The 21,811-nt window shown below is 41.6% G+C and carries 24 protein-coding genes; 3 read left to right on the forward strand and 21 right to left on the reverse strand.

Annotated elements, in window-relative coordinates; genetic code table 11:
• Positions 1-17 precede the first annotated feature (17 nt).
• From RST01_RS05140 to RST01_RS05165, 6 genes are all read right to left on the reverse strand, one after another.
• Entirely contained in the window at positions 18-1,031 is a 1,014-nt protein-coding gene (locus RST01_RS05140; RefSeq protein WP_147195103.1) for an alpha-ketoacid dehydrogenase subunit beta, read from the reverse strand.
• Between the two features lie 12 nt (positions 1,032-1,043).
• Entirely contained in the window at positions 1,044-2,099 is a 1,056-nt protein-coding gene (pdhA, locus tag RST01_RS05145) for a pyruvate dehydrogenase (acetyl-transferring) E1 component subunit alpha (protein WP_147194665.1), read from the reverse strand.
• Positions 2,100-2,117: 18 nt separating this feature from the next.
• Entirely contained in the window at positions 2,118-3,260 is a 1,143-nt protein-coding gene (locus RST01_RS05150) for a Leu/Phe/Val dehydrogenase (RefSeq protein ID WP_147194668.1), read from the reverse strand.
• 280 nt (positions 3,261-3,540) lie between these two features.
• Positions 3,541-3,996 carry an Lrp/AsnC family transcriptional regulator gene (locus RST01_RS05155; RefSeq protein ID WP_066784673.1) on the reverse strand — a complete coding sequence of 152 codons (456 nt, stop codon included), beginning with the start codon at positions 3,994-3,996 and terminating at the stop codon, positions 3,541-3,543.
• Between the two features lie 49 nt (positions 3,997-4,045).
• Positions 4,046-5,401: a sodium-dependent transporter gene (locus RST01_RS05160; RefSeq protein WP_147194671.1), complete on the reverse strand. Its 1,356-nt coding sequence runs from the start codon at positions 5,399-5,401 to the stop codon at positions 4,046-4,048.
• A 204-nt stretch (positions 5,402-5,605) separates the two neighbouring features.
• Positions 5,606-6,616 (reverse strand): NAD(P)H-dependent flavin oxidoreductase, encoded by a 1,011-nt coding sequence (locus RST01_RS05165; RefSeq protein WP_147194673.1) that lies wholly within the window; start codon positions 6,614-6,616, stop codon positions 5,606-5,608.
• Positions 6,617-6,696: 80 nt separating this feature from the next.
• On the opposite strand from RST01_RS05165, the gene RST01_RS05170 reads away from it, so the two are divergent.
• Entirely contained in the window at positions 6,697-7,215 is a 519-nt protein-coding gene (locus RST01_RS05170; RefSeq protein ID WP_147194676.1) for a gamma carbonic anhydrase family protein, read from the forward strand.
• 135 nt (positions 7,216-7,350) lie between these two features.
• Here the strand turns inward: RST01_RS05170 and paaX are convergent, their stop codons facing one another.
• From paaX to RST01_RS05245, 15 genes are all read right to left on the reverse strand, one after another.
• Entirely contained in the window at positions 7,351-8,241 is an 891-nt protein-coding gene (paaX, locus tag RST01_RS05175) for a phenylacetic acid degradation operon negative regulatory protein PaaX (RefSeq protein ID WP_147194679.1), read from the reverse strand.
• 71 nt (positions 8,242-8,312) lie between these two features.
• Positions 8,313-9,089 carry an enoyl-CoA hydratase-related protein gene (locus tag RST01_RS05180; RefSeq protein WP_147194682.1) on the reverse strand — a complete coding sequence of 259 codons (777 nt, stop codon included), beginning with the start codon at positions 9,087-9,089 and terminating at the stop codon, positions 8,313-8,315.
• A gap of 349 nt (positions 9,090-9,438) precedes the next feature.
• Positions 9,439-10,644 (reverse strand): acetyl-CoA C-acyltransferase, encoded by a 1,206-nt coding sequence (locus RST01_RS05185; RefSeq protein ID WP_147194685.1) that lies wholly within the window; start codon positions 10,642-10,644, stop codon positions 9,439-9,441.
• Positions 10,641-11,513, reverse strand: a complete 873-nt coding sequence (locus RST01_RS05190) for a 3-hydroxyacyl-CoA dehydrogenase (protein WP_147194688.1) — start codon at positions 11,511-11,513, stop codon at positions 10,641-10,643. Before RST01_RS05190 ends, RST01_RS05185 begins: the two co-directional genes overlap by 4 nt.
• A gap of 70 nt (positions 11,514-11,583) precedes the next feature.
• On the reverse strand, positions 11,584-13,101 hold the full coding sequence (locus RST01_RS05195; RefSeq protein WP_147194691.1) for an aldehyde dehydrogenase family protein: 1,518 nt from the start codon (positions 13,099-13,101) through the stop codon (positions 11,584-11,586).
• A gap of 15 nt (positions 13,102-13,116) precedes the next feature.
• Complete coding sequence (locus tag RST01_RS05200) at positions 13,117-13,890, reverse strand: enoyl-CoA hydratase-related protein (protein WP_147194694.1); 774 nt, start codon at positions 13,888-13,890, stop codon at positions 13,117-13,119.
• Between the two features lie 12 nt (positions 13,891-13,902).
• Positions 13,903-14,679 carry an enoyl-CoA hydratase/isomerase family protein gene (locus RST01_RS05205; RefSeq protein WP_147194697.1) on the reverse strand — a complete coding sequence of 259 codons (777 nt, stop codon included), beginning with the start codon at positions 14,677-14,679 and terminating at the stop codon, positions 13,903-13,905.
• Entirely contained in the window at positions 14,676-14,984 is a 309-nt protein-coding gene (locus RST01_RS05210) for an EthD family reductase (RefSeq protein ID WP_147194700.1), read from the reverse strand. Before RST01_RS05210 ends, RST01_RS05205 begins: the two co-directional genes overlap by 4 nt.
• Positions 14,985-15,003: 19 nt before the next feature.
• On the reverse strand, positions 15,004-15,504 hold the full coding sequence (gene paaD, locus RST01_RS05215) for a 1,2-phenylacetyl-CoA epoxidase subunit PaaD (protein ID WP_256467907.1): 501 nt from the start codon (positions 15,502-15,504) through the stop codon (positions 15,004-15,006).
• A 26-nt stretch (positions 15,505-15,530) separates the two neighbouring features.
• Positions 15,531-16,343 carry a 1,2-phenylacetyl-CoA epoxidase subunit PaaC gene (gene paaC, locus RST01_RS05220; protein ID WP_147194703.1) on the reverse strand — a complete coding sequence of 271 codons (813 nt, stop codon included), beginning with the start codon at positions 16,341-16,343 and terminating at the stop codon, positions 15,531-15,533.
• Complete coding sequence (paaB, locus tag RST01_RS05225) at positions 16,340-16,684, reverse strand: 1,2-phenylacetyl-CoA epoxidase subunit PaaB (protein WP_147194705.1); 345 nt, start codon at positions 16,682-16,684, stop codon at positions 16,340-16,342. The genes paaC and paaB overlap by 4 nt, the downstream gene beginning before the upstream one ends.
• 24 nt (positions 16,685-16,708) lie before the next feature.
• Positions 16,709-17,647, reverse strand: coding sequence for a 1,2-phenylacetyl-CoA epoxidase subunit PaaA (paaA, locus tag RST01_RS05230; RefSeq protein ID WP_147195107.1), 939 nt, complete (start codon positions 17,645-17,647; stop codon positions 16,709-16,711).
• 159 nt (positions 17,648-17,806) lie between these two features.
• Positions 17,807-18,046, reverse strand: coding sequence for a ferredoxin (locus RST01_RS05235; protein ID WP_147194708.1), 240 nt, complete (start codon positions 18,044-18,046; stop codon positions 17,807-17,809).
• A gap of 37 nt (positions 18,047-18,083) precedes the next feature.
• On the reverse strand, positions 18,084-19,106 hold the full coding sequence (locus RST01_RS05240; protein ID WP_147194711.1) for an NAD(P)/FAD-dependent oxidoreductase: 1,023 nt from the start codon (positions 19,104-19,106) through the stop codon (positions 18,084-18,086).
• 25 nt (positions 19,107-19,131) lie between these two features.
• On the reverse strand, positions 19,132-20,460 hold the full coding sequence (locus RST01_RS05245; protein ID WP_147194714.1) for a phenylacetate--CoA ligase family protein: 1,329 nt from the start codon (positions 20,458-20,460) through the stop codon (positions 19,132-19,134).
• 267 nt (positions 20,461-20,727) lie between these two features.
• Between RST01_RS05245 and RST01_RS05250 the strand changes: the two genes are divergently transcribed.
• A complete protein-coding gene (locus RST01_RS05250; protein WP_147194719.1) occupies positions 20,728-21,405 on the forward strand; it encodes a TrkA C-terminal domain-containing protein in 678 nt (225 codons plus the stop codon).
• Between the two features lie 89 nt (positions 21,406-21,494).
• Entirely contained in the window at positions 21,495-21,698 is a 204-nt protein-coding gene (locus tag RST01_RS05255) for a zinc ribbon domain-containing protein (protein ID WP_066784624.1), read from the forward strand.
• Positions 21,699-21,811: the final 113 nt, after the last annotated feature.

Below are 21,811 nucleotides of genomic sequence, written 5' to 3' on the forward strand. Positions count from 1 at the left end.
CGCCTTCAGCCACACGATTAGAAATGAACAGCCTTTTCAATACTTTCTAATACACGTGCTGGCGTTGGAAGAAAGTCTTCCTCTAATGCAAAGAAAGGCACTGGCACATCAAAGCCTGTAACACGCTCAATAGGCGCCCGCAAATATAAGAAAGATGTATCGTTAATAATAGAGATAATATCATTGCCAAGACCGCCAGTTAAATGTGCTTCATGAACAATGACAGCTCTCCCTGTTTTTTGTACAGATTCCGCAATGATTTCTCGATCGATTGGATAGAGTGTTCTCAAATCAATAATGTCACAGCTGATTCCTTTTTTCTCGGATTGCTGCGCCGCCTTTTCTACAATGGGCATCATAGCCCCCCAGGCAATCAGAGTGACATCTGTACCTTCTCTCACCCTTTTTCCTTTGCCAATCTCAACTGTATATTTTCCAACCGGCACTTCTTCTCTTTTCGCACGATAGCTCTTCATTGGCTCAAGCATTAATACCGGGTCTGGGTCTTCCATTGCCGCGATCAGCAGCCCTTTTGCGTCATAGGGAGTAGATGGGCAAACAACCTTTATTCCCGGCATATGTGTGAACAGGGATTCTGTGCTATCAGAATGAATTTCAGGTGAACGGATTCCTGCGCCGTATGGGGCTCGAATAACCATCGGCACAGTATAATGCCCCATGGTTCTCATCCGAAGCCGTGAGACATGTGTCATAATTTGTTCGTAAGCTGGATAAATGAAGCCTAAAAATTGAATTTCCGCAATAGGTTTAAATCCATTAACTGCAAGGCCGATAGATGTACCTATAATTCCAGCTTCTGAAAGGGGTGTATCAACAACACGATCAGTACCAAATTTCTCTTGAAGCCCTTCCGTCGCTCGAAAAACTCCGCCATTCTTTCCAATATCCTCACCAAGAATCATGACACTTTCATCGCTTTCAAGCAGCATTTTCATCGCATCATTGACAGCTCCTACTATCGTCAAAAGCTGTGTGGCCGTATTTTCTCGTTGTATCTCCTTAACTTCCATTTCCAAAGCCCATTACCCCCTCTTCAAATGTGCAAGATAGGATTCTTTTTGCTCAGCCAGTTGTGTCGGCATTTTAGCGAAAACATGGTCGAACAAATCTTCCACGTTTGCTTTTGGATAGCTTTCCATCTCTTCAACAGCTGTCTCTACTTCTGCTTTGATTAATGCTTCTATCTCAACAATCCAAGCCTCATCCCAGCAGCTGTTTTTCTTCATAAAACGCTCTAGTCGCACTAATGGATCTACTATCTCTTTCCCTTGGTCTTCCGGACGATATTTTGACGGATCATCTGCAGTTGTATGGGCACCTGTACGCCAAGTCACCGCTTCAATAAGCGTTGGCCCTCTACCGTTTCTAGCATCTTCTAAGGCCTTTTTAGCCTCAAAGTAAACAGAGAAACAGTCATTGCCGTCAATACGTACTCCTGGCATGCCATATGCGACAGCTTTTTGAGCAATCGTTTCAGAATTCATTTGCTTTTCAATCGGAACCGATATGGCATACCGGTTATTCTGATTAAAAAATAAGACAGGTGCTTTTAATACACTGGCGAAATTTAATCCTTCATGGAAATCTCCTTCAGATGTTGCTCCATCTCCAAAATAGGCAATGGCTGCATTCCGCGTCCCTTTACGCATTTCTGCCCAAGCTGCTCCTGCTGCATGAGGCAATTGTGTAGCAATCGGCACAGCAGGCGGAAAAATATTCTTTCCTACAGGCGGAACACACCCCTCTGCTCTTCCATTCCAGTAAAGATAGGTCTCAACCATAGGGGCGCCAAATGTAAGCTTTGCACCGTGATCGCGGTATGTTGGAAACATCCAATCATCCTGCCCCAGTGCTAGTGCACTGCCCACCTGTGAAGCTTCCTGCCCCTCCATTGGTGCATATGTGCCAAGGCGTCCTTGCCGCTGCAAGCTGATCGCTTTTCTATCAAAGGCCCGAATCCGCTTCATATGGTAATACAACTCTTTTGCTAGCTCTCCATGCAGTTGTTCACAATAGGAAGCGTCTACTACGTTTCCTTCATCATCTATGATTCTTTTGATCGGAAATTGAGTCTCCATAGTACCCTCCTCACACAATTATTTACGAATCGCCCATTTTGGCTTGATAGAAGAAGTGAAGAAGCTGTTTCGCTTTCCTCTGGATGCCATGCGTTGCTCACACATTCGGTTTGCTGCTTCCATCGTAGTGATGCTGTCCAGTCTTGCTTGCTGGTATACTTCAAGAATGGCATCATAAATATGTTTTGTTTTTGCAAGTACACGTTCTTTATTCACACCGTATAATTCATCCGCTACCTGAATGAGACCACCCGAGTTGATAATGTAATCCGGTGCATATAGAATGCCTTTTTCAGTAAGCTGTCTTCCATGCTCTTCAGTAAGAAGTTGATTATTGGCTGAACCAGCGATTGCTTTTACTTTCAACTGTGCAATGGTTTCATCGTTAATAACTCCACCAAGGGCACAAGGAACAAAAACATCTGCTTCTTGTGTATATATTTCATGGCTAGCCACAATAGAAACTGAACCTGGCGTAGCTTTTGCTTTTTCTTGTATCGCCTGTAAGCTTTGTTCGTTGATATCTGTCACAATCAAATGAGCGCCTTCTTCCAGTAAGCCTTCTGCTACTTTAAAGCCAACTTTTCCTAGGCCTTGAACGGCATATGTATGGCCGCCAAGACTGTCTCTACCAAAGAGCGTTCTATTTGTTGCTTTGATGCCATAAAGAACACCCATTGCAGTCGGAACAGAAGAATCTCCTCCGCCTCCATAGGCTTCCGGTACACCAACGATACAATTGGTCTCTTTCATGGCATGAATGAAATCTTCCATATTTGTGCCCATATCTGTCCCCGTATAAAAACGGCCACCCAGCGATTCAACAAACTGACCAAAAGCTCTGAACAATTCAGGTGATTTATCTTTTAACGGATCCCCGATGATAACAGCTTTTCCTCCACCAAAATCAACGTCTGAGGCAGCACATTTATAACTCATGCCTTTCGAGAGGCGCAGGGCATCTTCAAGTGCTTCTTCCACACTGTTATATGGCTGCATACGGCACCCGCCAAGCGCAGGTCCAAGCGTTGTATTATGAATGGCAATAATTGCCTTCAAGCCCGATGCCGGATCGTTGCAAAAGACCACTTGTTCATGTTTAGACATTTTTTCAAAAAGCGTAAATTCTTCTGTTATTGATTTCTTTTCTACCAGATTCATTTTTATCCCCGCTTTCATTGAATGGTTGACGTCTCTTCTCCACTGTAAGCCCTTTCAAAATAGTGCTAATGAAGATAAATAAATGTAACTTTAATTATAAAAGGTTAGAGTGTACAAATATATATCAAACTGATCTAATTTTCTGAAATAATTTAACATTATGAATATATTTATTGATCAATTACTCCGATTTGTAAATTCCTTTTACTGCAGTAAAAAACCCCTTTCCAAAGTGAAAGAGGTCGCGAATGAAAGTCTATTATTCTTTTATTTTAAAGGCTCACGGCCATTCTTGCTCAATAGCTGATGGCAAAACTATTTTTTCCGAAACAGGTGATTTTAGCACGATCGATGTATGGATAATACCGTAGTGAATTAGATAATCAATAAGCTTATTTAAATGGTCCACATCATTGACTGCTGCCTTCAATAAATAGTTCACAGTGCCAGTTAAACGGTGACATTCAATGATATCGGGATGGTTTCGAGTCATTTCTTCAAAATCATCATAAAGAACCTTTACTTCACTCACCTGAATGAATAAAAGCAGGTTTCGACCTACTGCATTAGGCAATACTCTTGCTCCAATTTTGTCGATCGTTCCTTTTTCAGTTAACCTTGTAAAACGTTCGGCTACACTTGGCCTGCTGAGGGAGAGTTTTTTTGATAAATCGCTTAGTGTAATTCGTCCATCTTCCTGAAGAATTTTCAAAAGTTGAATATCTGTCACGTCCATGTTATCACCCTCAAACGTTTTATTTTACGCATAGCTTTCTTCTATTCTATTAAAAAAAATAGTCGAAGACGCCAAGAACATCCAAGTAAACAATCACAATCACAACAGGCACAAGGTATTTAATCAATAGGAACCATGTAGCAAAAATTTTCTTTCCAATAGATGAGCCAGAAGAAATCTCTTCTACTAATCTTTCTTTTGAAATTTTCATCGGAACAAAAATGGCGATCAACAAAGCCCCAAGCGGTAGAAGCAAATTACTTACAAGATAATCAGCCGCATCAAAAATAGACTTTTTGAAAATCAATACGTCGCTCCACACACCGTATGACAGTGCAGAAGGTACGCCTACAACAAAAATCAGTAGACCGATGATCCATGAATATTTCATCCGTTTGCTGTCATCGCCTTTTGCTAGTACGGCCACAATAATCTCAAGCATAGAAAAAGCAGAAGTTAATGCGGCAAATAAAAATAGGATTAAAAAGGCAAGTAAAAAGACGATGCCAAATGGAATTTGGTTAAAGACTGTTGGCAGCACATTAAATAGCAATACTGGCCCTGCATCTGGTTTCAGACCAAATGAGAAAACAGCAGGGAAAATAGCCAATCCAGCTAACACTGCTACAAGCAGGTTCATGACCACGATGGAAATAGCGGATTGTGGGATACTTTCCTTCTTAGATAAATAGGAGCTGTATGTGACCATGACGGATACCCCAACACTCAAGGTAAAGAATGACTGCCCCATGGCAAATAAGATTGTATCCGAAGTAATCTTTGATAAATCAGGATTAAGAAAGAATTCAAGTCCTTTCATTGATCCTTCTAGTGTTAGAGAACGAATAATAATAAGCAGGAATAAAATAAACAATGCCGGCATCATAAATTGGCTTGCCTTTTCAATACCAGCTGTTACACCCCGTGAAACCACATAAATCGTGATTGCCATAAACAAAAATTGACCGAAAATAGAAAGGAATGGACTGGATATCGTTTCGCCAAATAAAGTCCCATATTGGACTTCTGTTAGACCATTTAAAGCCCCGGTAAAACCTTTATAAATATAAATTAAGATCCATCCGCCTACTACACTATAAAATGATAGCAAGATAAAGCATGTAAAAATGCCAAGCCTTCCAATAAAATGCCATGAAGAGTTTGGCGCTAGTTCCTTATATGATTCTATTGCATCTTTTTGCGTACTTCTTCCGATAATGAACTCTCCAATTAAAAGCGGCAAACCGACAAGCAATGTAAAGAGAATAAAAATGAGTAGAAAAATTCCTCCCCCGCTTGTACCGGCTACATAAGGAAACTTCCAGATAGCGCCGAGCCCAATTGCAGAACCAGCAGCTGCCAGAATGAACCCCAGCTTCGATGACCATTGTTCTTTCTGTTCCAATACTCCACCCCTTCATATTTATTAAACAGGAAAACGCTTACACTTCTCTCTTTTAATCCCCTCTATTGGTATAACGTTTTTCCAACTTCATTTTATCAACCCGTTATATGAAAATCAACATTATTTTCTGAAAATTCTATCACCTATATACAACAAAATCCGCTCCTCACAAGGGGATATTTTCCTTGTAAGGATTAATCAGTACTATATATCCTTTTCTCCAAGGATAACAGTCGCACCTTGCTTCGCCGCACGAAATCTGATTTCTTTTACTTCTTGTGCTGCAAAATTAAGCTGCTCATCTGCCGATTCCATCATTCTTTCGAACAATTCCTTAACAGTCGGTACATCATCAATTAGTCCTGCAATTTGGCCACTGTTAATAAAGCCGTTTTCCATATCGCCTTTCAACGCGCCTTGTATATGTTTATCTTCCGAAGTCCATTCTGTATACTGATCTAACGTCATTCCCTCTTGTTCCTGCTCATGTAAGCGCTTTGCATAAGGATTTTTTAAAATCCGTCTGACCCTGCCAACACTGCGACCCAAAATCATCGTTTCTGTATCCTCTGCTTGGACAAGATGATTCTTGTACACTTCATGGAATGGCGCCTCTTTTGTTGCAATCAGCCTTGTCCCTATTTGTACGCCGCTTGCGCCAAGCATAAGAGCTGCTGCCAGACCTCTACCATCCCCAATCCCACCAGCAGCTAGTACCGGTACATTTACATGCTCCACAATCTGTGGGACCAGTGTAAATGTAGTTAATTCAAGAGAAGAGTTAATCCCTGCTGCTTCGAATCCTTCCGCTACAAGGATATCCGCACCAGCTGCCTCTGCTTTTTGTGCATGTTTAACAGATGCTACAAGTACAATTACCTTGATTCCATGTTCATGGAGTAGTGGAATGAGTGGTGCTGGATTACCTGCTGATAGTGAAACAAACGGAATTTTATGCTTGATAACCAAATCAATAAGATCTTTTGTATGAGGTGATACGCTTATTGCTATATTTACCGCAAAGCTTTTAGCTGTAAGCTGTTTAGTTTCTAGAATAATTTTTTCTACCTCACCAGGATCCATAGTACCGCACCCAATCGTGCCAAGCCCTCCCGCTTCAGAAACGGCAGCGGTTAATTGGGCATTGCTAATATTGCCCATCCCCCCTTGGATAATAGGATAGTTTATTTGAAGCAATTCACAAACATCTATCATTTTTTCTCCTCCCTTTGAAATTATGTTATAATAAATAGAATAGAAAAACAATTTAGAAAATTACTGACGGAGGGTATGCTATGATTATTGCTTTTAACGGGAAAAATCCGCAGCTCGAAGAAAATGTATTTATTGCACCTGGCTCTCAACTGATAGGAGATGTCCATGTCGGCTCAGAATCGACCATTTGGTTTAATGCTGTGCTTCGCGGCGACGAAGGCTCCATTACAATAGGTAAACGATGCAGCATCCAAGATAACTCAACCATACATTTGTATGAAGGTTCTCCGGTTGTCGTGGAAGATGAAGTAACGGTTGGCCATAATGTTATTTTGCATGGCTGTAAGGTGGGGAAACGTTCAATTATTGGCATGGGGTCCACCATACTAGACAATACAGAAATCGGTGAAGAGTGTATTATTGGCGCCAACACTTTAATTCCGAGCGGCAAGAAAATTCCTCCTCGTTCGCTTGTGGTTGGCTCACCTGGTAAAGTGGTCCGCGAACTAAATGACAAAGACCTTGAACTCATTCAGTTGTCTATTGATACGTATGTGCAAAAAGGATATGACTTTAGAAAAGCTTTAGAGCAAGATTAAACTATGTTAGCACCCTACAGACGTTTAACTATCAGTTAGTAGTAAATAGTATGAACCAATGGATTAAAAGATGCCTTGGATATATTTTATATACTAGTAGATTGAAAACCCAGAAAGCTTTTCGTTTTCTGGGTTTTACTTTGGATTCTCATTGACTAGATATGGATGATGCGCTGCATTATACGTTTTGTCTTTACGACGCATATCATTATCCTCACTGAATACTTCTTCAAAAAATCGGCTGGCTGGCTCTGCCAGTAATTTATAGTATTGGCTGAATAGAAGTGAGGCATGGTCACCATTCCACAAAGGAGGTAACAACTCTTTTGGCAATCCCGGGTCGGTAAATAGAAATTTACGGTATTCATGCACTAGGTTCGCCCGCGCAACAAAACATTCCGCATCTGTCATTTGCCCAGTTGCCATAGCACTTTGGTGGATAATATATCTTTTGCTATATGTTGCAATAAACTCTTCATACTTTCCTTCAATCTCTTGTAGCGGCCAACTTTTTTCGACAAGTGCACGGTCTTCATTTGGCCCTTTGTAATCTGAAACAAAGAAATCAACATACTCGCTTATTTCATATTTTTCAACTAGCATCTTCACTTCTTTTTCAAGATCGTTTGGTGAAATCCAACAACCACTTGAAAAGCTCCCGAAACCACTCCATAGTAGCTCTTTGCGTAATTCATCACGGATTAACCTTTTTTCTTCTGGAATGGTATACATCAGCATGCGCCATTTGCCATCCCATGAATGTGCCTTTAACTTGAAAATCCGGTGTGCTGCTTCTTCCATACGCGCTTCTCCCCGTGGTGTAAGGTAATAATAGCTTTTGTTCCCCTTTTTTTCGGATACAATCCAGCCCTGCTTCACCATTCGAGAGACAGCAACTCGAACGGATTGCTCATTATGTCCAAACTCTTTCAATACACGAATTAAACTGCCGATCCATATTTTATTTCCGTAATGACGAATATAGTCGCCATAGATGGTGAAAATCATTGATTGTGTATTCGCCATTTCATTCCTCTCTTTCTTCTTTTTTCGACATTTCTTTATTTTCTTATTATAACGTTAATTTGATAGAATGCCTACTTGCCGATATACTCTGGTTCCCTTTTTTCACTAAAAGCCTGAAGTGCTTCTAAGCGATCTCTTGTTGGTACCGTCAGTTCATACGCTTTAGCTTCAATAGCTAGACCTGTTTGTAAGTCTGTATTCATTCCTTGTGTGATAGCATATTTGGCTTGTTTTAAAGCAACAGGACCATTTTTCATCATATCTACCGCCAATTGTTCACAGGTACTCATTAATTCCTCTTTCTTCACTACTTGCAATACAACCCCCATGGACAATCCTTCTTGTGCTGAAAATTTCCTGGCGGTAAAAATGAGTTCCTTCGCTTTCATTTCCCCTACTAATCTAGGCAGGCGCTGTGTTCCACCTGCTCCTGGTATGATGGCCCAGCTTGTTTCAGTCAAACCCATTTGCGTATCTTCTACTGCGATGGGGAAGTCACAAGCAATCATCAATTCAAGTCCACCGCCCAGTGCATAGCCATTGACTGCTGCAATGGTTGGCTGCGGGAGGCTCGCAATGCCGTTGAATACATCGCGAATTGCTTTTACATTTCGTCGGACTTCTGCTTCGGTTAAATGTTTGCGCTCTTTTAAATCAGCACCTGCGCTAAACGCTTTATTGCCGGCACCAGTAAATATGGCTACTTTAACCTCTGGATCAATCGAAATTTCATCTGTAACTGCTTGCAAGCATTTTAGAGTCTCATAGTTAAAACAATTAAGGGATTCTTCCCGATTAATAGTTACATAAGCAATATTATTTTTCTTCGTATATAATACTGTCGACATCCTACCATTCCTTTCTATTAAAAAGACTGTCCGTCTTCATCCGAGGACACTGAAAGTCTCAACTCCACAGTTCTTATTGTACTAATTTGATAAGAAAACGAAGTGTGAACAGCTGCGCGCTCCTGGGAGCGAGCGGTGAGTCTCCTCGTTCGATTCTCTCCCTGTGGGGTCTCACCTGACTCGCTAATTCCCGAGGAGTCTCCGCTGCTCACACTTCAATTAAATTTTACTTATCAAATCTATACTAATAAAATTGCGCTTTTACTCTTTCAGTGCATCTCTTCTTCCATTGCCCTTTTATTTCACAAAAAGAACAATAGCATCTGAAGGGACAGCTTATTTGTAATATTTATTCATTGTAATTTTCTACAATAGCTGCAATGCCTTGACCGACACCAATACACATTGTGGCCAATCCGAATTTTTCGTTTCTCCTTTTCATCTCATAAAGAAGCGTTGTCAAAATACGCGCCCCACTAGCACCTAATGGATGGCCAAAAGCGATGGCTCCTCCGTTGACGTTCACTTTATTCGAATCTAGTTCTAGCTGGCGAATGCATTCAATTGACTGGGAAGCAAAAGCTTCGTTCAACTCAATAAGCCCGATATCATTTACAGTCAGGTGTGCTCGTTTAAGCGCTTTTTGGGTTGCGTAAATTGGGCCAAGACCCATAACGGCCGGTTCTAGCCCCGCTGTAGCTCCTGTTATATATTTGGCGAGCGGCTTTACATTTAGCTCTTTCGCTTTTTCCGCGCTCATAAGCAGCAACGCAGCTGCCCCATCGTTTACCCCAGATGCATTTCCCGCTGTCACAGTACCACCTTCAAAAAGTGGCTTTAGCTTCCCAAGCTTTTCAAGTGTTGTCTCTGGACGCGGATGTTCATCACGGTCAACAACCATTTCACTTCCTTTGCGGTCCTTATATACAACCGGAACAATCTCTTCCGCAAAACGATTTTCTTCCAATGCTTTTTTGGCCCGTTGCTGACTTACATGTGCAAATGCGTCTTGATCCTCACGAGAAATGGCATAGCGCTGCGCAACATTTTCTGCCGTTTGCGGCATCGAGTCTGTTCCATACATTTCATGTAGCACAGGATTAGTAAAACGCCAGCCGATTGTTGTATCTTGCAGTTCCATATTTCCCCGTGGGAACTCCTGATTTGGCTTTGCCATGACTAATGGCGCTCGTGTCATGCTTTCTGTACCGCCTGCAATAAAGATATCTCCTTCGCCTACTGAAATTGCTCGTGCAGCATACATCACAGCATCTAAGCCTGAGCCGCACAGGCGATTAACCGTAGTGCCGCCGACCTCTACTGGAAGACCTGCAAGTAGGGCTGCCATTCTTGCCACATTCCGATTGTCTTCTCCCGCTTGATTCGCGTTGCCTAATACAACTTCTTCAATCTGTTCAGGAGGGATTGCCGGGTTTCGCTCAAGCAATGCTTTAATGACAACTGCTCCAAGATCATCCGGTCTGACATCCTTTAATGCTCCTTTATATCTGCCAATTGGCGTACGGACTGCATCTACAATAACGACTTCTCTCATTTTTTTATCAGCTCTTTTTGATCAGTATAGTCATACACGCCTCTTCCACTTTTGCGGCCAAGCCTTCCCGCTTTCACATACTGTTCAAGAATTGGTGCAGGCCGATATTTTTCACCTAGCTTTTCATGCAAATACTTTAAGTTGTTCAAACGGACATCAAGGCCCACAAGATCAACTAATTCAAAGGGACCCATCGGATAATTCAATCCAAGTTTTATCGCTTTATCAATCTCTTCAGGCGTGCCGAGCCCTTCTTGTAACATATAGAAGGCCTCATTACCGACCAATGCACTGATCCGACTTGTCACAAACCCAGGGAATTCATTAATGACAACGGTCTCCTTCCCCATTTTTTCAGCGACTTCTCTAATCACAGCTGCTGTTTCATCGCTTGTTTCGAGTCCGCGGATAATTTCAACGAGAGGCATTTTATGTACAGGGTTGAAAAAATGCATCGCAATCGTTTTATCCGGACGCTTCGCATAGGAAGCAATCTCTGTCGGGCTCATAGTAGATGTATTTGTTGCGAAGTAGCAATGCTCTTGGGCATGCTCCTCCATCATTTCAAATACTTGTTTCTTAATAGCTGCTACTTCTGGTACAGCTTCAATCAGTAAATCAGCCCCTGCCGCGACGAATGCTAAGTCTGTTTCAAAATGTAAATTTCCACGAGCCTGTTCTGCTGCCTCTACAGTGATATGTCCACGGGAGATGCTTTTTTCAAAAATGGTCTCAATCTCTTTTTTTGCATTATGCAATGCCTCTTCGCTTACATCTGCAACTGTGACAGAGTATCCGCCAAGTGCTCCAACATAGGCAATTCCTCTACCCATGACACCTAAACCAATGACGCCAATGCGGTTGATCATATTTTTCTCCTCCTTTATGCAGGAAAACGGACAAGAGATTGTAGTCACCTGTCCGTCTTCAATAAATAGCTTAAACGCCTAATGGATTAAGGGGACGGCTGCCATAGTAAGATAGGATACTCTTTGTTTCTGTATAGAGATCCAGTGACTCAATACTTAACTCGCGTCCAAAGCCTGACTGTTTGTAACCGCCAAAAGGCGTGCCCGGAAATGCAGAAAATGGACAGTTGACCATGACAATACCTGCTTGAATTCCATTAGCTACACGCGTTGCTTTTGCGCCGTCTTTTGTCCAAATCGCAGAACCTAGACCATATTCGGTATCATTTGCCAGCTTAATCGCTTCTTTTTCATCTTTAAACTTCATGACAACAACAACAGGTCCAAAGATTTCTTCTTTTACTGCTTTCATATCATGATTTACATTTGCAATCACAGTTGGTTCATACCAGAAGCCATTTTCAAAGCCTTCAGGTTTTGCCACATGCCCTCCAGCAAGAATTTCTGCGCCATCTTCCACCGCAGATTTTACATAGCTGTCAATTGTGTCAAGCTGACGTTGGTCGATGATTGCCCCCATATGTGTACCTTTATCAAATGGATCGCCCAGTTTAATAGCTTTTGCCTTTTGGACGAACTTGCTCATGAATTCCTCATATATATCTTCTTGCACATACAAGCGTGAACGTGCTTCGCAAGATTGTCCGCTATTATAGAAAATACCAAACAATGATCCATCAACTGCCGCATCAATGTCTGCATCATTAAAGACAAGATTAGGCGATTTGCCTCCAAGCTCAAGTGTCACGCGCTTTAATGATTGCGATGCTTTGGCCATAATGTCTTTACCGATTGGCGTAGAACCTGTGAATGCCACTTTATCCACTTGTGGATGACCCACTAGATAATCGCCCACTTCAGCACCTGAACCTGGAATAATATTCACAACGCCTGCAGGAACACCTGCTTCTAGGCAAATTTCGCCTAGGATAATCGTTGTAAGCGGCGTAAGAGAAGCAGGTTTAACAATAACGGAACAGCCAACAGCAATCGCCGGTGCCACTTTCCATGCAGCCATCATCATTGGATAATTCCATGGCGTGATTTGGGCACAAACACCGACAGGTTCTTTTTCTGTATAGTTATGGAATTGCCCAGGCACATTATTAACCGTCCCGCGGTGGCCGACAATCGCGCCTGCGTAGAATTCAAAATCTTCAATGGCTTGCATAACCTGTCCCTGTGCAGCATGGATAGACTTACCTGTATCAAGAATTTCTAGTTCCACTAGTTCGTTGAAACGGGCACGCATAATAGAAGCAATCTTATTCAATACTTGTGCACGGCGGCCGACAGGGTACTTCCTCCATTTACCGTTATCAAATGCTTCGCGTGCAGCAGATACCGCTCGATCTGTATCCTCTTTTGAAGCTTTTGCTACTTCAGCTACTAATTCGCCGGTTGCAGGATTGTATACTTTTATCGTTTCGTCACTGCTGCTTTTTACCTTCTCTCCGTTAATGATTAAATGGTAAAAATCTCGTTTCATTGCTGCTTGTTCTACCTTGATTTCTTGAGTTGTTGACATCTATTCCACTCCCTTTTATTTTCCTTGGAAAACTGGTTTTCTCTTCTGCATAAATGCATCAACGCCCTCACGATGATCAGCTGTCAAACCAGCGATACGTTGTCCTTGGGCTTCACGTTCAAGATATTCGTCAAATGAAAGTGTGCTTGCATCTTTCAGTGACCGTTTGATTAAGCCCATTGCCTTTGTCGGCATAGTTGCGAGGCGGGCTGCAAATGTGTGTACTTCATCTGTAAATGTTTCTGCTGAAAAAACTCTATTAGCGAGACCAAGCTCAACCGCTCTCTCTGCTGGTATTTTCTCACCCAGCATAGCTAGCTCAGCTGCCTTTGCTTCACCCACAAGCTTCGTTAGGAAATAAAGATTGCCTGAATCCGGTATGAGCCCAACATGTATAAAAGCATTAATGAAACTAGCATTCTCAGAAACTAAGCGAAAATCACAAGCAAGCGCTAGAGAAAATCCAGCACCAGCGGCAACTCCGTTCACGGCCGCTACTATTGGCTTTTCGCATCGTCTCATCTCTTTTACCATTGGTCCGTAATTCGATCTTAAAATATCTCCGTGATCCATCGTTTCATCTACGTCAGACAAATCTTGGCCGGAACAAAACGCTCGACCTGCTCCTGTGATCACTATTGTCCGGACTTCTTCATCTCGTGAAGCTGTCTTAACAGCATCTTTGATTTCACTGTTCATCCTTGCTGTAAACGCGTTAAGTTTGTCGGGTCTGTTCAACGTGAGCCAGGCAACTCCATCTCTTACGTCATAATGAATGGTTTCAAACATAGATGCAGCTCCTTATCTACCTTTATATTCTGGTTTTCTTTTTTCTACAAAAGCATTCATGCCTTCTTTCTGATCCTGTGAAGCAAAAAGCAGATAAAAATTTTTCCGTTCATATTGCATGCCCTCGTATAGTGGATAATCGACAGCCTTATTTACTGAATCCTTAATCAGACGTAAAGAAAGTGGGGGCTGTTTTGCAATCTTGGCCGCAAATTTTAATGTTTCTTCCATTAATAATTCCGGGGAAACAATTTGATTAATCACACCATGTGTTAAAGCATCTTCTGCTGGAATCCTCTCTCCTGTCCAAAGCCACTGAAGCGCTTTTGTACGTCCTGCCAGCTTTGTCAGCCTTTGAGTCCCACCAGCTCCAGGCATAACACCGAGTGATACTTCCGGGAAACTAAATTCGGTGCCAGAAGCCGCGATTAAAAGATCGCAGCATAATGCAAGCTCAAATCCGCCGCCAAATACAAACCCTTTCACCGCTCCGATAATGGGCTTTTTTATGAGTGAGAGCCGGTCCCAATCGGCAAACTGGTTTAACAATTCCAGCCGAATCGGATCATCCTCCGCCATTTCATCAATATCAGCGCCAGCTGAGAAAGAGTGACCCTTTCCGGTTAAGACAATCACCTGCACCTCTTCATTTCGGTCAAATGACTCCATTGCTTCCACGACTTCACTGACCATTTTTCGATTAAGAGCATTTAACTGGCGGGGGCGGTTTAACTCTATGACCGCCGTTCCGCCTGTTATAAAGGTGTCGATACAGTCAAAAGCACTCATTCTACTTCCTCGCCGATCATCAATGTTACAAGATCACCTGCAAATCCCATTAAATCTTTTCCGGAAGCTTTCCCTTCATCCGACTTCATGCCGCTTTTCAAATCTTCCATGCTGTCATAAATCATTTCGCACATGAGATAAAGATCTGGTTCGCCGCCTGTCATCACATTTTTAGTAAATCTCGTTACTTTCATTTCACGAAGGCCTGGAATTTTTGCTGTAACAGGGCCGTGAACATTAAAATAATGCTCATCAAATTTCTCTTTGTCTTTCGGTTGTTTGTATAATGCCACTACTTTTGCCATTCTAAATCCCTCCACTTTTTTACATGATTGTTGATACTGGTTTCATTGCTTCAAACGGGTTCTTACAACTTTTGCAGTACAAAATACTTCTGCAGGCAGTGGGCCCAAAGATATTTTCCATAGTTACATAAGTAGACCCACAATAAGGGCAATCCACATGCCATGAACCATCTACTTCAAAGTGCTGCGGGGGTGGCGCAATGCCAAACGCGCGGAGCCCTTTGTGTCCTTCTTCTGTAATACGTTCAGATGTCCAAGGTGGATGGAATACAAATTCGACTTCTACCTCACCCACCGATGGTAGTCTTTTCACTGCATTCACTGTATTTTTCTTAATAATTTCCAATGCAGGGCATCCCAGAAAAGTGGGAAGGAGCACTATGTTCACGTTGTTTCCTTCCACATTCACTTTCTCTACCATGCCTAAATCAATGATGCTGACTGTATCGATTTCTGGATCTTTCACGCCCATTAACGCATCGTATACTTCTTGTCGAATTTCTTCTTCAAGTGATACCACCTGTGATCACCTCTTTTGATGTTCATTTACCAAGCTGCTGCAGGATCTAATCTGTACACTTCTGACAGAGTCGTTAATGCAGATGCCAATTCTTCCGTATGATCGCCATTGCGGCCATTCTTTGCCGAAGCTTCTGGAATGTCTGGCACTTTCATCGCAACACATTCAAATGGTAGCGCCATGTTCGATTTCCATCCCTCTTTTAATTGATCTTCGCCGGCAATTAGACCGCTCTGTTCAATCGCTGTTTTTTCATCTCCGTACGAGAAAACATCCCCAAAGTCCTTCATCACAAGCTCTATTGCTTCATTCATTCGGCGTTTTGCTTCATCTGTTGAATTGAGAAGCTGAATAAACCATGTTTTCCAGTGCAGAAGATGATAGTACAGCTCCATGTTTACTTTTACAGCCGTTTCAGCAAGCGGCTTATAGTTGCTTTGCCGTAATGAATCCATCTTGACTTTTTTCGCTTGGGTGTAGAAGAAATTTCTAACAACGGCATAAGCCCAATCATATTTCGGTGTTTCCATGTAATAGCCTTCACCGTTCACTCGTTCAGCGAGCACACTATTTCTTCTATCCTGAGCTTCCCGCAGGTGTGCAAGGTCATCTGCTTTTCCAGCACCAAGATCCTCAAGCAGTGTATAGAACATAGCCGCATGCCCCATTGTGTCTTGACTGATGGAGGAAGACGCCACATCCTCTTCTATATGTGGGGCAAGGCCGAGCCATTCAGAGCCGCGGAAAGAGATGAGAAAATCATCGTCCGCTAATTGAAACAATAGATTTTCTAATGCTTTTTTATATTCAGGGCTTAAAACGTTTTCTCCGCTGCTCATTTGCTGTTCCCTCCCCACGATAGGATTTCTTTTTCATCTAGCATTTGTTGCTCGTAATGGCGCCACTTCTTTTTCAAATAGCCATAGCCTTTAGTTGTGCGGTATTGCTTATTATCCAAACGGCCCAGTGTCAGTTTCTCATCAGCATTCATAGAACGGATATGTTCTCTATCTATAATCCAAATATCTGCAACAGGCTCACGGCGCATAAAGTTTTCTTGTGCCATGATAAACGCCATATCTTTGTTTGGCGCAAGCAGGCTAAATTGGTGTTGAAAAGCAGAACTCGGCGTTCGTTTGCTAAACACTTCAAATTCTCGGTAAAATGTTTTTTCTGCCATTTATATGACCTCCCATCGGTACAATTAATTGGTTGTAGCTGCTAATGCATCACGAACCCATGCGTTATTTTCATATGAGGTTCTACGAAGATTGAGGCGAGCTTGTGAACGTGGTCCTTGGTTTTTAATAATTTTCTTAAACTCAGACCAATCCGGCTGCTGGTAGATCCACATTTGTTTTTCTTCATCGTAATGCATGGTTGGATCCGGCAGTTTAAGCCCGAGCGAAAGAATCCGTGGAATATATTTTGTAAAGAAGTCTTGCCTTAATTGTTCATTTGTTTTTTTACGGATTTTATATTTAATCGTAATGTCCTGTTTGGAGGAGCCAGTTGTTTCCTTACTTGCCGGGCCAAAGAACATCAACAAAGATTCCCACCAATGATTTATTGCTTCTTGTACCATCGTTCTCTGTTCTTCTGTTCCTTCTGCAAGCGCCATAATGATGGCTTCCCCATGCTGTGCATGGAAGACTTCTTCTGCACAGATGCGCTGAAGTGCTCGTGCATACGGACCATAGGAGGAGCCAAGCATGTTTGTTTGAGTAATAATCGCTGCGCCATCTACGAGCCAGCCGATCAGCCCTGCATCTCCCCAGGATTTCGTATCCATATGGAAGACGTTATGGAATTTTAAATCCCCATTAAATAAATCCTGCATGATGTCGCTGCGGGTTTTACCATATGGCTTCAATAAATCTTCTGCTACGCGAAGCAGTAATTGCCCATGCCCCATTTCATCTTGCACTTTCGCCATGATGGCAAGCTTTCTATGAAGCGTCGGGGCTTTTGGTACCCACTCTTTTTCCGGAAGCGCTCCCATAATTTCGCTGATACCATGCATGGAAATTAACTTAATGAGCGCGATTCGATATTCCTCAGGCATCCAGTCATCGGCCTCAATTTTATCTCCCGCTTCAATCCGCTCGATAAATTGTTCAAGCATTTCTTCTTCGCTTTTCATTGCCAGATTAGACACTTGCTCTCCTCCTAAAAAATTAATTTATTTGTAGTTTTCTATAACAGATTTACACGCCGTTACGATTATATGTTATGTGTCAAAGAAATATTTCCACCATTATCAGGTTTTGTTGCGCTTCCCCACTTTTAATAAAAGGACTATTTAGGATTTCACAGCGAAAAATGGCTCACTTTCCACTTTTATTGAATCTGTCGGACAACCTTCTACCGCATCCTCTAAGTCTTCAAGCAGATATTCAGGAACTTCAACGCGTCCTTCGTTATCATCTAAAATGACATGAGAGATGCCTTCTTCGTCATAATCGAAAATATCTGGTGCACTGGCTTCGCAAGCACCGCATGCAATACAAGTTTCTTTGTCCACCATGGTGTACTTCGGCATGATAAAAGTTCCTCCTTTGGTCTTTGTAAGGGGTAGTTTACACAGATTTTGCTATGTTTTTTTCGCTTTCTCCCATCACAGAGGTGCTGTGCAATGGCTGCACTTTTGCTTTTGGGTCAATATAGACTTTGGCATTGCTAACTGCAGTTGGCGCTTCGCCGAAACCACTGGCAATAAGCTTTACCTTTCCTTCGTATGTGCAAATATCTCCGGCAGCGTAAATCCCTTCAATATTCGTTTCCATCCTTGAGTTAACAACAATGCTATTCTTCTCAATCTCGAGACCCCAATTCTTCATAGGTCCAAGCGATGACACAAAGCCGTATGTGACGACAACATCATCCACCTCAATCGTCTCTTTTCGGTCGCCTTTTACCTGCTCCAGCACAACCTTTTCAATCCGATCTTTACCGATTAATTCTGTTGGAACAAACGGCGTCATGATCGTAACTGAAGAATTCTTCATATTTTCCACGCTATGCTCATGGGCTCGGAACTTATCTCGTCGGTGGGCAATGGTAACCTGTTCAGCTATTGGTTCAAGCATTAATGCCCAATCTACCGCTGAATCTCCTCCTCCAAACACTTGCACTTTTTTACCGGCAAATTTGTTGAGGTCTTGGATGAAATAATGGAGGTTTTGACCTTCATACTTCTCTGCTTCTTTCAACTCCAGTTTCCTAGGCTGAAAAGCCCCATTTCCTGCTGTAATAACAATGGCCTTGGTATAATGAATGCCATTATTTGTTGTTAACTCAAAAATGCCATCTTCTCGTTTTTCAAGAATTTCAACTGATTCCCCTAAGCAAATAGTCGGTTGAAATTGGTCCATCTGTTCTTTCAGATTATCAACCAGCTCCTGCGCCTTGATTTTTGGGAAACCCGCCACATCATAGATATATTTTTCTGGATAAAGTGCCGATAGCTGACCGCCAAGCTGCGGCAGGCTCTCAATCACTTTGCAGGACATTTTCCGCAAACCTGCATAAAAAGCAGTAAACATGCCAACTGGCCCACCACCAATTATCGTAATATCAAAAATATTCTGATTTTCATTCATTCAATTCCGTCCTTCCATATTTCTATTACACTACTACTGCCTTAGAATCTCTTAAATCAACAATTCGGGCAGCTTTGCCTTCTGACCTTGGTATTGCTTTAGGAATATTAAAGACAGTGTTTATGGTCACTAAGCATGTAGATTTCATTACACGCTGGATTTCTTTCTTTATTTTCGAAACACGTTCATGTGACAAGTCTTGGCCTATTTCCTCATATAGCTTGCTTTCTATCTCGACATGTAACACTGCTTCGTCCATTGCTCCATTGCGGATAAGATGGATTTGGAAATGCGGCACAAGTCCATCGATTTGAAGTAGCACCCGCTCTATTTCAGATGGGAAGACATTTACACCTCGGATAATAATCATGTCATCCGTACGTCCCTTTACTCTAGACATTCTGACTGTTGTCCGTCCACAGCTACATTTTTCTCTTGATAAAGAGGCAAGGTCGCCTGTACGATAACGTAAAACTGGAAACGCTTCCTTTGTTAAGCTTGTAAAAACAAGCTCGCCAATTTCTCCATCTGAGACTGGTTCCAACGTCATCGGATCAATTACTTCTACAAAGAAATGATCTTCTTGTACATGTAGGCCATCTTGCGCTTCTGCACACTCAATTGAGACACCTGGCCCCATAATTTCGCTCAATCCATAAATATCAACTGCTTTCAAATTAAACATCTCTTCAAGCTTAGTCCGCATCTCTTCAGACCAGGGCTCAGCACCAAAAATGCCATATTCGACCGATGTTTCTCTCGGATCTTTACCCATCTCCAGCATCTTCTCACCTATGTTTAAAATGTAAGATGGGGTTCCACAAATTCCACGCGGTTTGAAATCTTCAATAACCGTGATTTGCCGTTCTGTATTACCTCCTGATATGGGAATGACTGCCGCTCCAAGCATTTCAGCACCGTAGTGTAAGCCAAGCCCACCTGTAAACAATCCATAGCCGTATGCATTGTGGAATATATCCGTTTTCTTCCCTCCCGCAGCCACTATGGACCGGGCGACAATTTCGCTCCAAACTTTTAAATCATTCTCTGTATAACCAACAACAGTCGGCTTCCCACTTGTTCCTGATGAAGCGTGGATTCTCACAAGCCTCTCTTGTGGAACAGCAAATAAATCATATGGATAATGATCCCGCAAATCTTGTTTTTTTGTAAATGGGAGCCTTAGTATGTCATCCAAGCATTTAATATCATCTGGTGTAATCCCTATTTCACTAAATTTATTTCTATAGAATTCTACATTTTCATAGACTAACCTTACTGTGTTTTGAAGACGCTCAACCTGTAAGCTCTCCATTTCAGAACGCGCCATTGTTTCAATTTGCGGATTGTACATGTGGTGTAACCCCCTAATTGTAGAATATGGAACATTAAAATCTGAAACTATATAACACTTTTTAAACGATTAATTATTTAGTTGTAATACAATTAAATTCTAATTTTCGTTTTACCAGTTGTCAACAGTAAATTCTGAAAATTCTTTTATATTCGAGCGTTACCTTCTATATCTTAAAAGTATTTGAGTTTTAGATAACAAAAGTAGCATGTTTCTCAAGAAGCAAGAATCGGGTAATTAAAGGAGGGATAAGGAGCGTGAGCGAAGATGGGCTACGTATTTATTATGTTATATTTCGTGATTATTGGATTCGTTATTGAGATTTCTGTCATGTTATTTCACTTTACCGGCCTCAAAACAAAAATATCGAGGTTTCAGGTCATCTCAATGCTAACAGCCACTGGCTTCACGACAGATGAATCCAAGATTATCATTGATCATCCGATACGAAGAAAAATTGCATCATTTCTTATATTATTCGGTGCCTTTTCACTTGCGGTCATCATTTCCTCCATCAGCAATATTCTGTCGGACGATTTAAGATTAAAAGAGCTATCCATCATTTGCGGCGTACTCTTTGCAATTCTGGCGATTTTAAAATTGCCTTTGACTCGAAAAAAATTAACACGATCTTTTAAACGAGAGTTAGAGAATGAATTTCAAATATATGAGCGTCCTGTAAAAGATGTTTTATATCTAGACAGTGAGGATTTTGTAACAGAAATGAATATTACTGAACACTCTAAATTAGTGGGCAAAAGGATTTCTGACATATTAGATGAGGAAGAAGACATACGTATATTATTCATTAAAAGAGGAGAAGTTTGGATAAGAAAGGATTTATTCTCCTGTACCTTAAATCAAGGTGACCAAGTCCTGCTCTATGGAAATAAAAAAGAGATTGAAGAAAAATTTGCTCGGGAACTAAATCGAAAGATGATCTAACCTATTCTAATAATATAAAAATCGTAATGAATCTTTTGGTTCAATTATTCGTAGATGAATCATAGACAAAATGAAAAGGAGGAATTGAATTGGAAGGTAAAGGCTGTATTAAGTGTGGTTGTACGGATGCTGTTACAAAAGAAGTTGCTATGACGGGCACAGGTTTGTCCAAGATGTTTGATATTCAGCACAATCAATTTATTGTGGTGTATTGCAAAAATTGTGGGTATGCAGAGTTTTATAACAAAAAGTCATCTGCTTCCTCTAATATTTTAGATTTATTCTTTGGTTAGATGATATGTAGTTCGCTAATTGCATAAGATGAAACTATAAAGAGAAGTGTGGAGCCGCCGCTTCTCTTTTTTATATTTTCTAGTTATCTTCTTTTAAATATATTGCATCTTCC

The organism is Rummeliibacillus stabekisii, from assembly GCF_007988965.1.
GTDB lineage: Bacteria > Bacillota > Bacilli > Bacillales_A > Planococcaceae > Rummeliibacillus > Rummeliibacillus stabekisii.

What these genes read in the sequence shown, in the direction of transcription:
- RST01_RS05140 (WP_147195103.1), bottom strand. Translation starts at nt 1,031, where the DNA reads ATGGAAGTTAAGGAGATACAACGAGAAAATACGGCCACACAGCTTTTG.
- pdhA (WP_147194665.1), bottom strand. Translation starts at nt 2,099, where the DNA reads ATGGAGACTCAATTTCCGATCAAAAGAATCATAGATGATGAAGGAAAC.
- RST01_RS05150 (WP_147194668.1), bottom strand. Translation starts at nt 3,260, where the DNA reads ATGAATCTGGTAGAAAAGAAATCAATAACAGAAGAATTTACGCTTTTT.
- RST01_RS05155 (WP_066784673.1), bottom strand. Translation starts at nt 3,996, where the DNA reads ATGGACGTGACAGATATTCAACTTTTGAAAATTCTTCAGGAAGATGGA.
- RST01_RS05165 (WP_147194673.1), bottom strand. Translation starts at nt 6,616, where the DNA reads ATGATAGATGTTTGTGAATTGCTTCAAATAAACTATCCTATTATCCAA.
- RST01_RS05170 (WP_147194676.1), top strand. Translation starts at nt 6,697, where the DNA reads ATGATTATTGCTTTTAACGGGAAAAATCCGCAGCTCGAAGAAAATGTA.
- paaX (WP_147194679.1), bottom strand. Translation starts at nt 8,241, where the DNA reads ATGGCGAATACACAATCAATGATTTTCACCATCTATGGCGACTATATT.
- RST01_RS05180 (WP_147194682.1), bottom strand. Translation starts at nt 9,089, where the DNA reads ATGTCGACAGTATTATATACGAAGAAAAATAATATTGCTTATGTAACT.
- RST01_RS05185 (WP_147194685.1), bottom strand. Translation starts at nt 10,644, where the DNA reads ATGAGAGAAGTCGTTATTGTAGATGCAGTCCGTACGCCAATTGGCAGA.
- RST01_RS05190 (WP_147194688.1), bottom strand. Translation starts at nt 11,513, where the DNA reads ATGATCAACCGCATTGGCGTCATTGGTTTAGGTGTCATGGGTAGAGGA.
- RST01_RS05195 (WP_147194691.1), bottom strand. Translation starts at nt 13,101, where the DNA reads ATGTCAACAACTCAAGAAATCAAGGTAGAACAAGCAGCAATGAAACGA.
- RST01_RS05200 (WP_147194694.1), bottom strand. Translation starts at nt 13,890, where the DNA reads ATGTTTGAAACCATTCATTATGACGTAAGAGATGGAGTTGCCTGGCTC.
- RST01_RS05205 (WP_147194697.1), bottom strand. Translation starts at nt 14,679, where the DNA reads ATGAGTGCTTTTGACTGTATCGACACCTTTATAACAGGCGGAACGGCG.
- RST01_RS05210 (WP_147194700.1), bottom strand. Translation starts at nt 14,984, where the DNA reads ATGGCAAAAGTAGTGGCATTATACAAACAACCGAAAGACAAAGAGAAA.
- paaC (WP_147194703.1), bottom strand. Translation starts at nt 16,343, where the DNA reads ATGAGCAGCGGAGAAAACGTTTTAAGCCCTGAATATAAAAAAGCATTA.
- paaB (WP_147194705.1), bottom strand. Translation starts at nt 16,684, where the DNA reads ATGGCAGAAAAAACATTTTACCGAGAATTTGAAGTGTTTAGCAAACGA.
- paaA (WP_147195107.1), bottom strand. Translation starts at nt 17,647, where the DNA reads ATGAAAAGCGAAGAAGAAATGCTTGAACAATTTATCGAGCGGATTGAA.
- RST01_RS05235 (WP_147194708.1), bottom strand. Translation starts at nt 18,046, where the DNA reads ATGCCGAAGTACACCATGGTGGACAAAGAAACTTGTATTGCATGCGGT.
- RST01_RS05240 (WP_147194711.1), bottom strand. Translation starts at nt 19,106, where the DNA reads ATGAATGAAAATCAGAATATTTTTGATATTACGATAATTGGTGGTGGG.
- RST01_RS05245 (WP_147194714.1), bottom strand. Translation starts at nt 20,460, where the DNA reads ATGTACAATCCGCAAATTGAAACAATGGCGCGTTCTGAAATGGAGAGC.
- RST01_RS05250 (WP_147194719.1), top strand. Translation starts at nt 20,728, where the DNA reads ATGGGCTACGTATTTATTATGTTATATTTCGTGATTATTGGATTCGTT.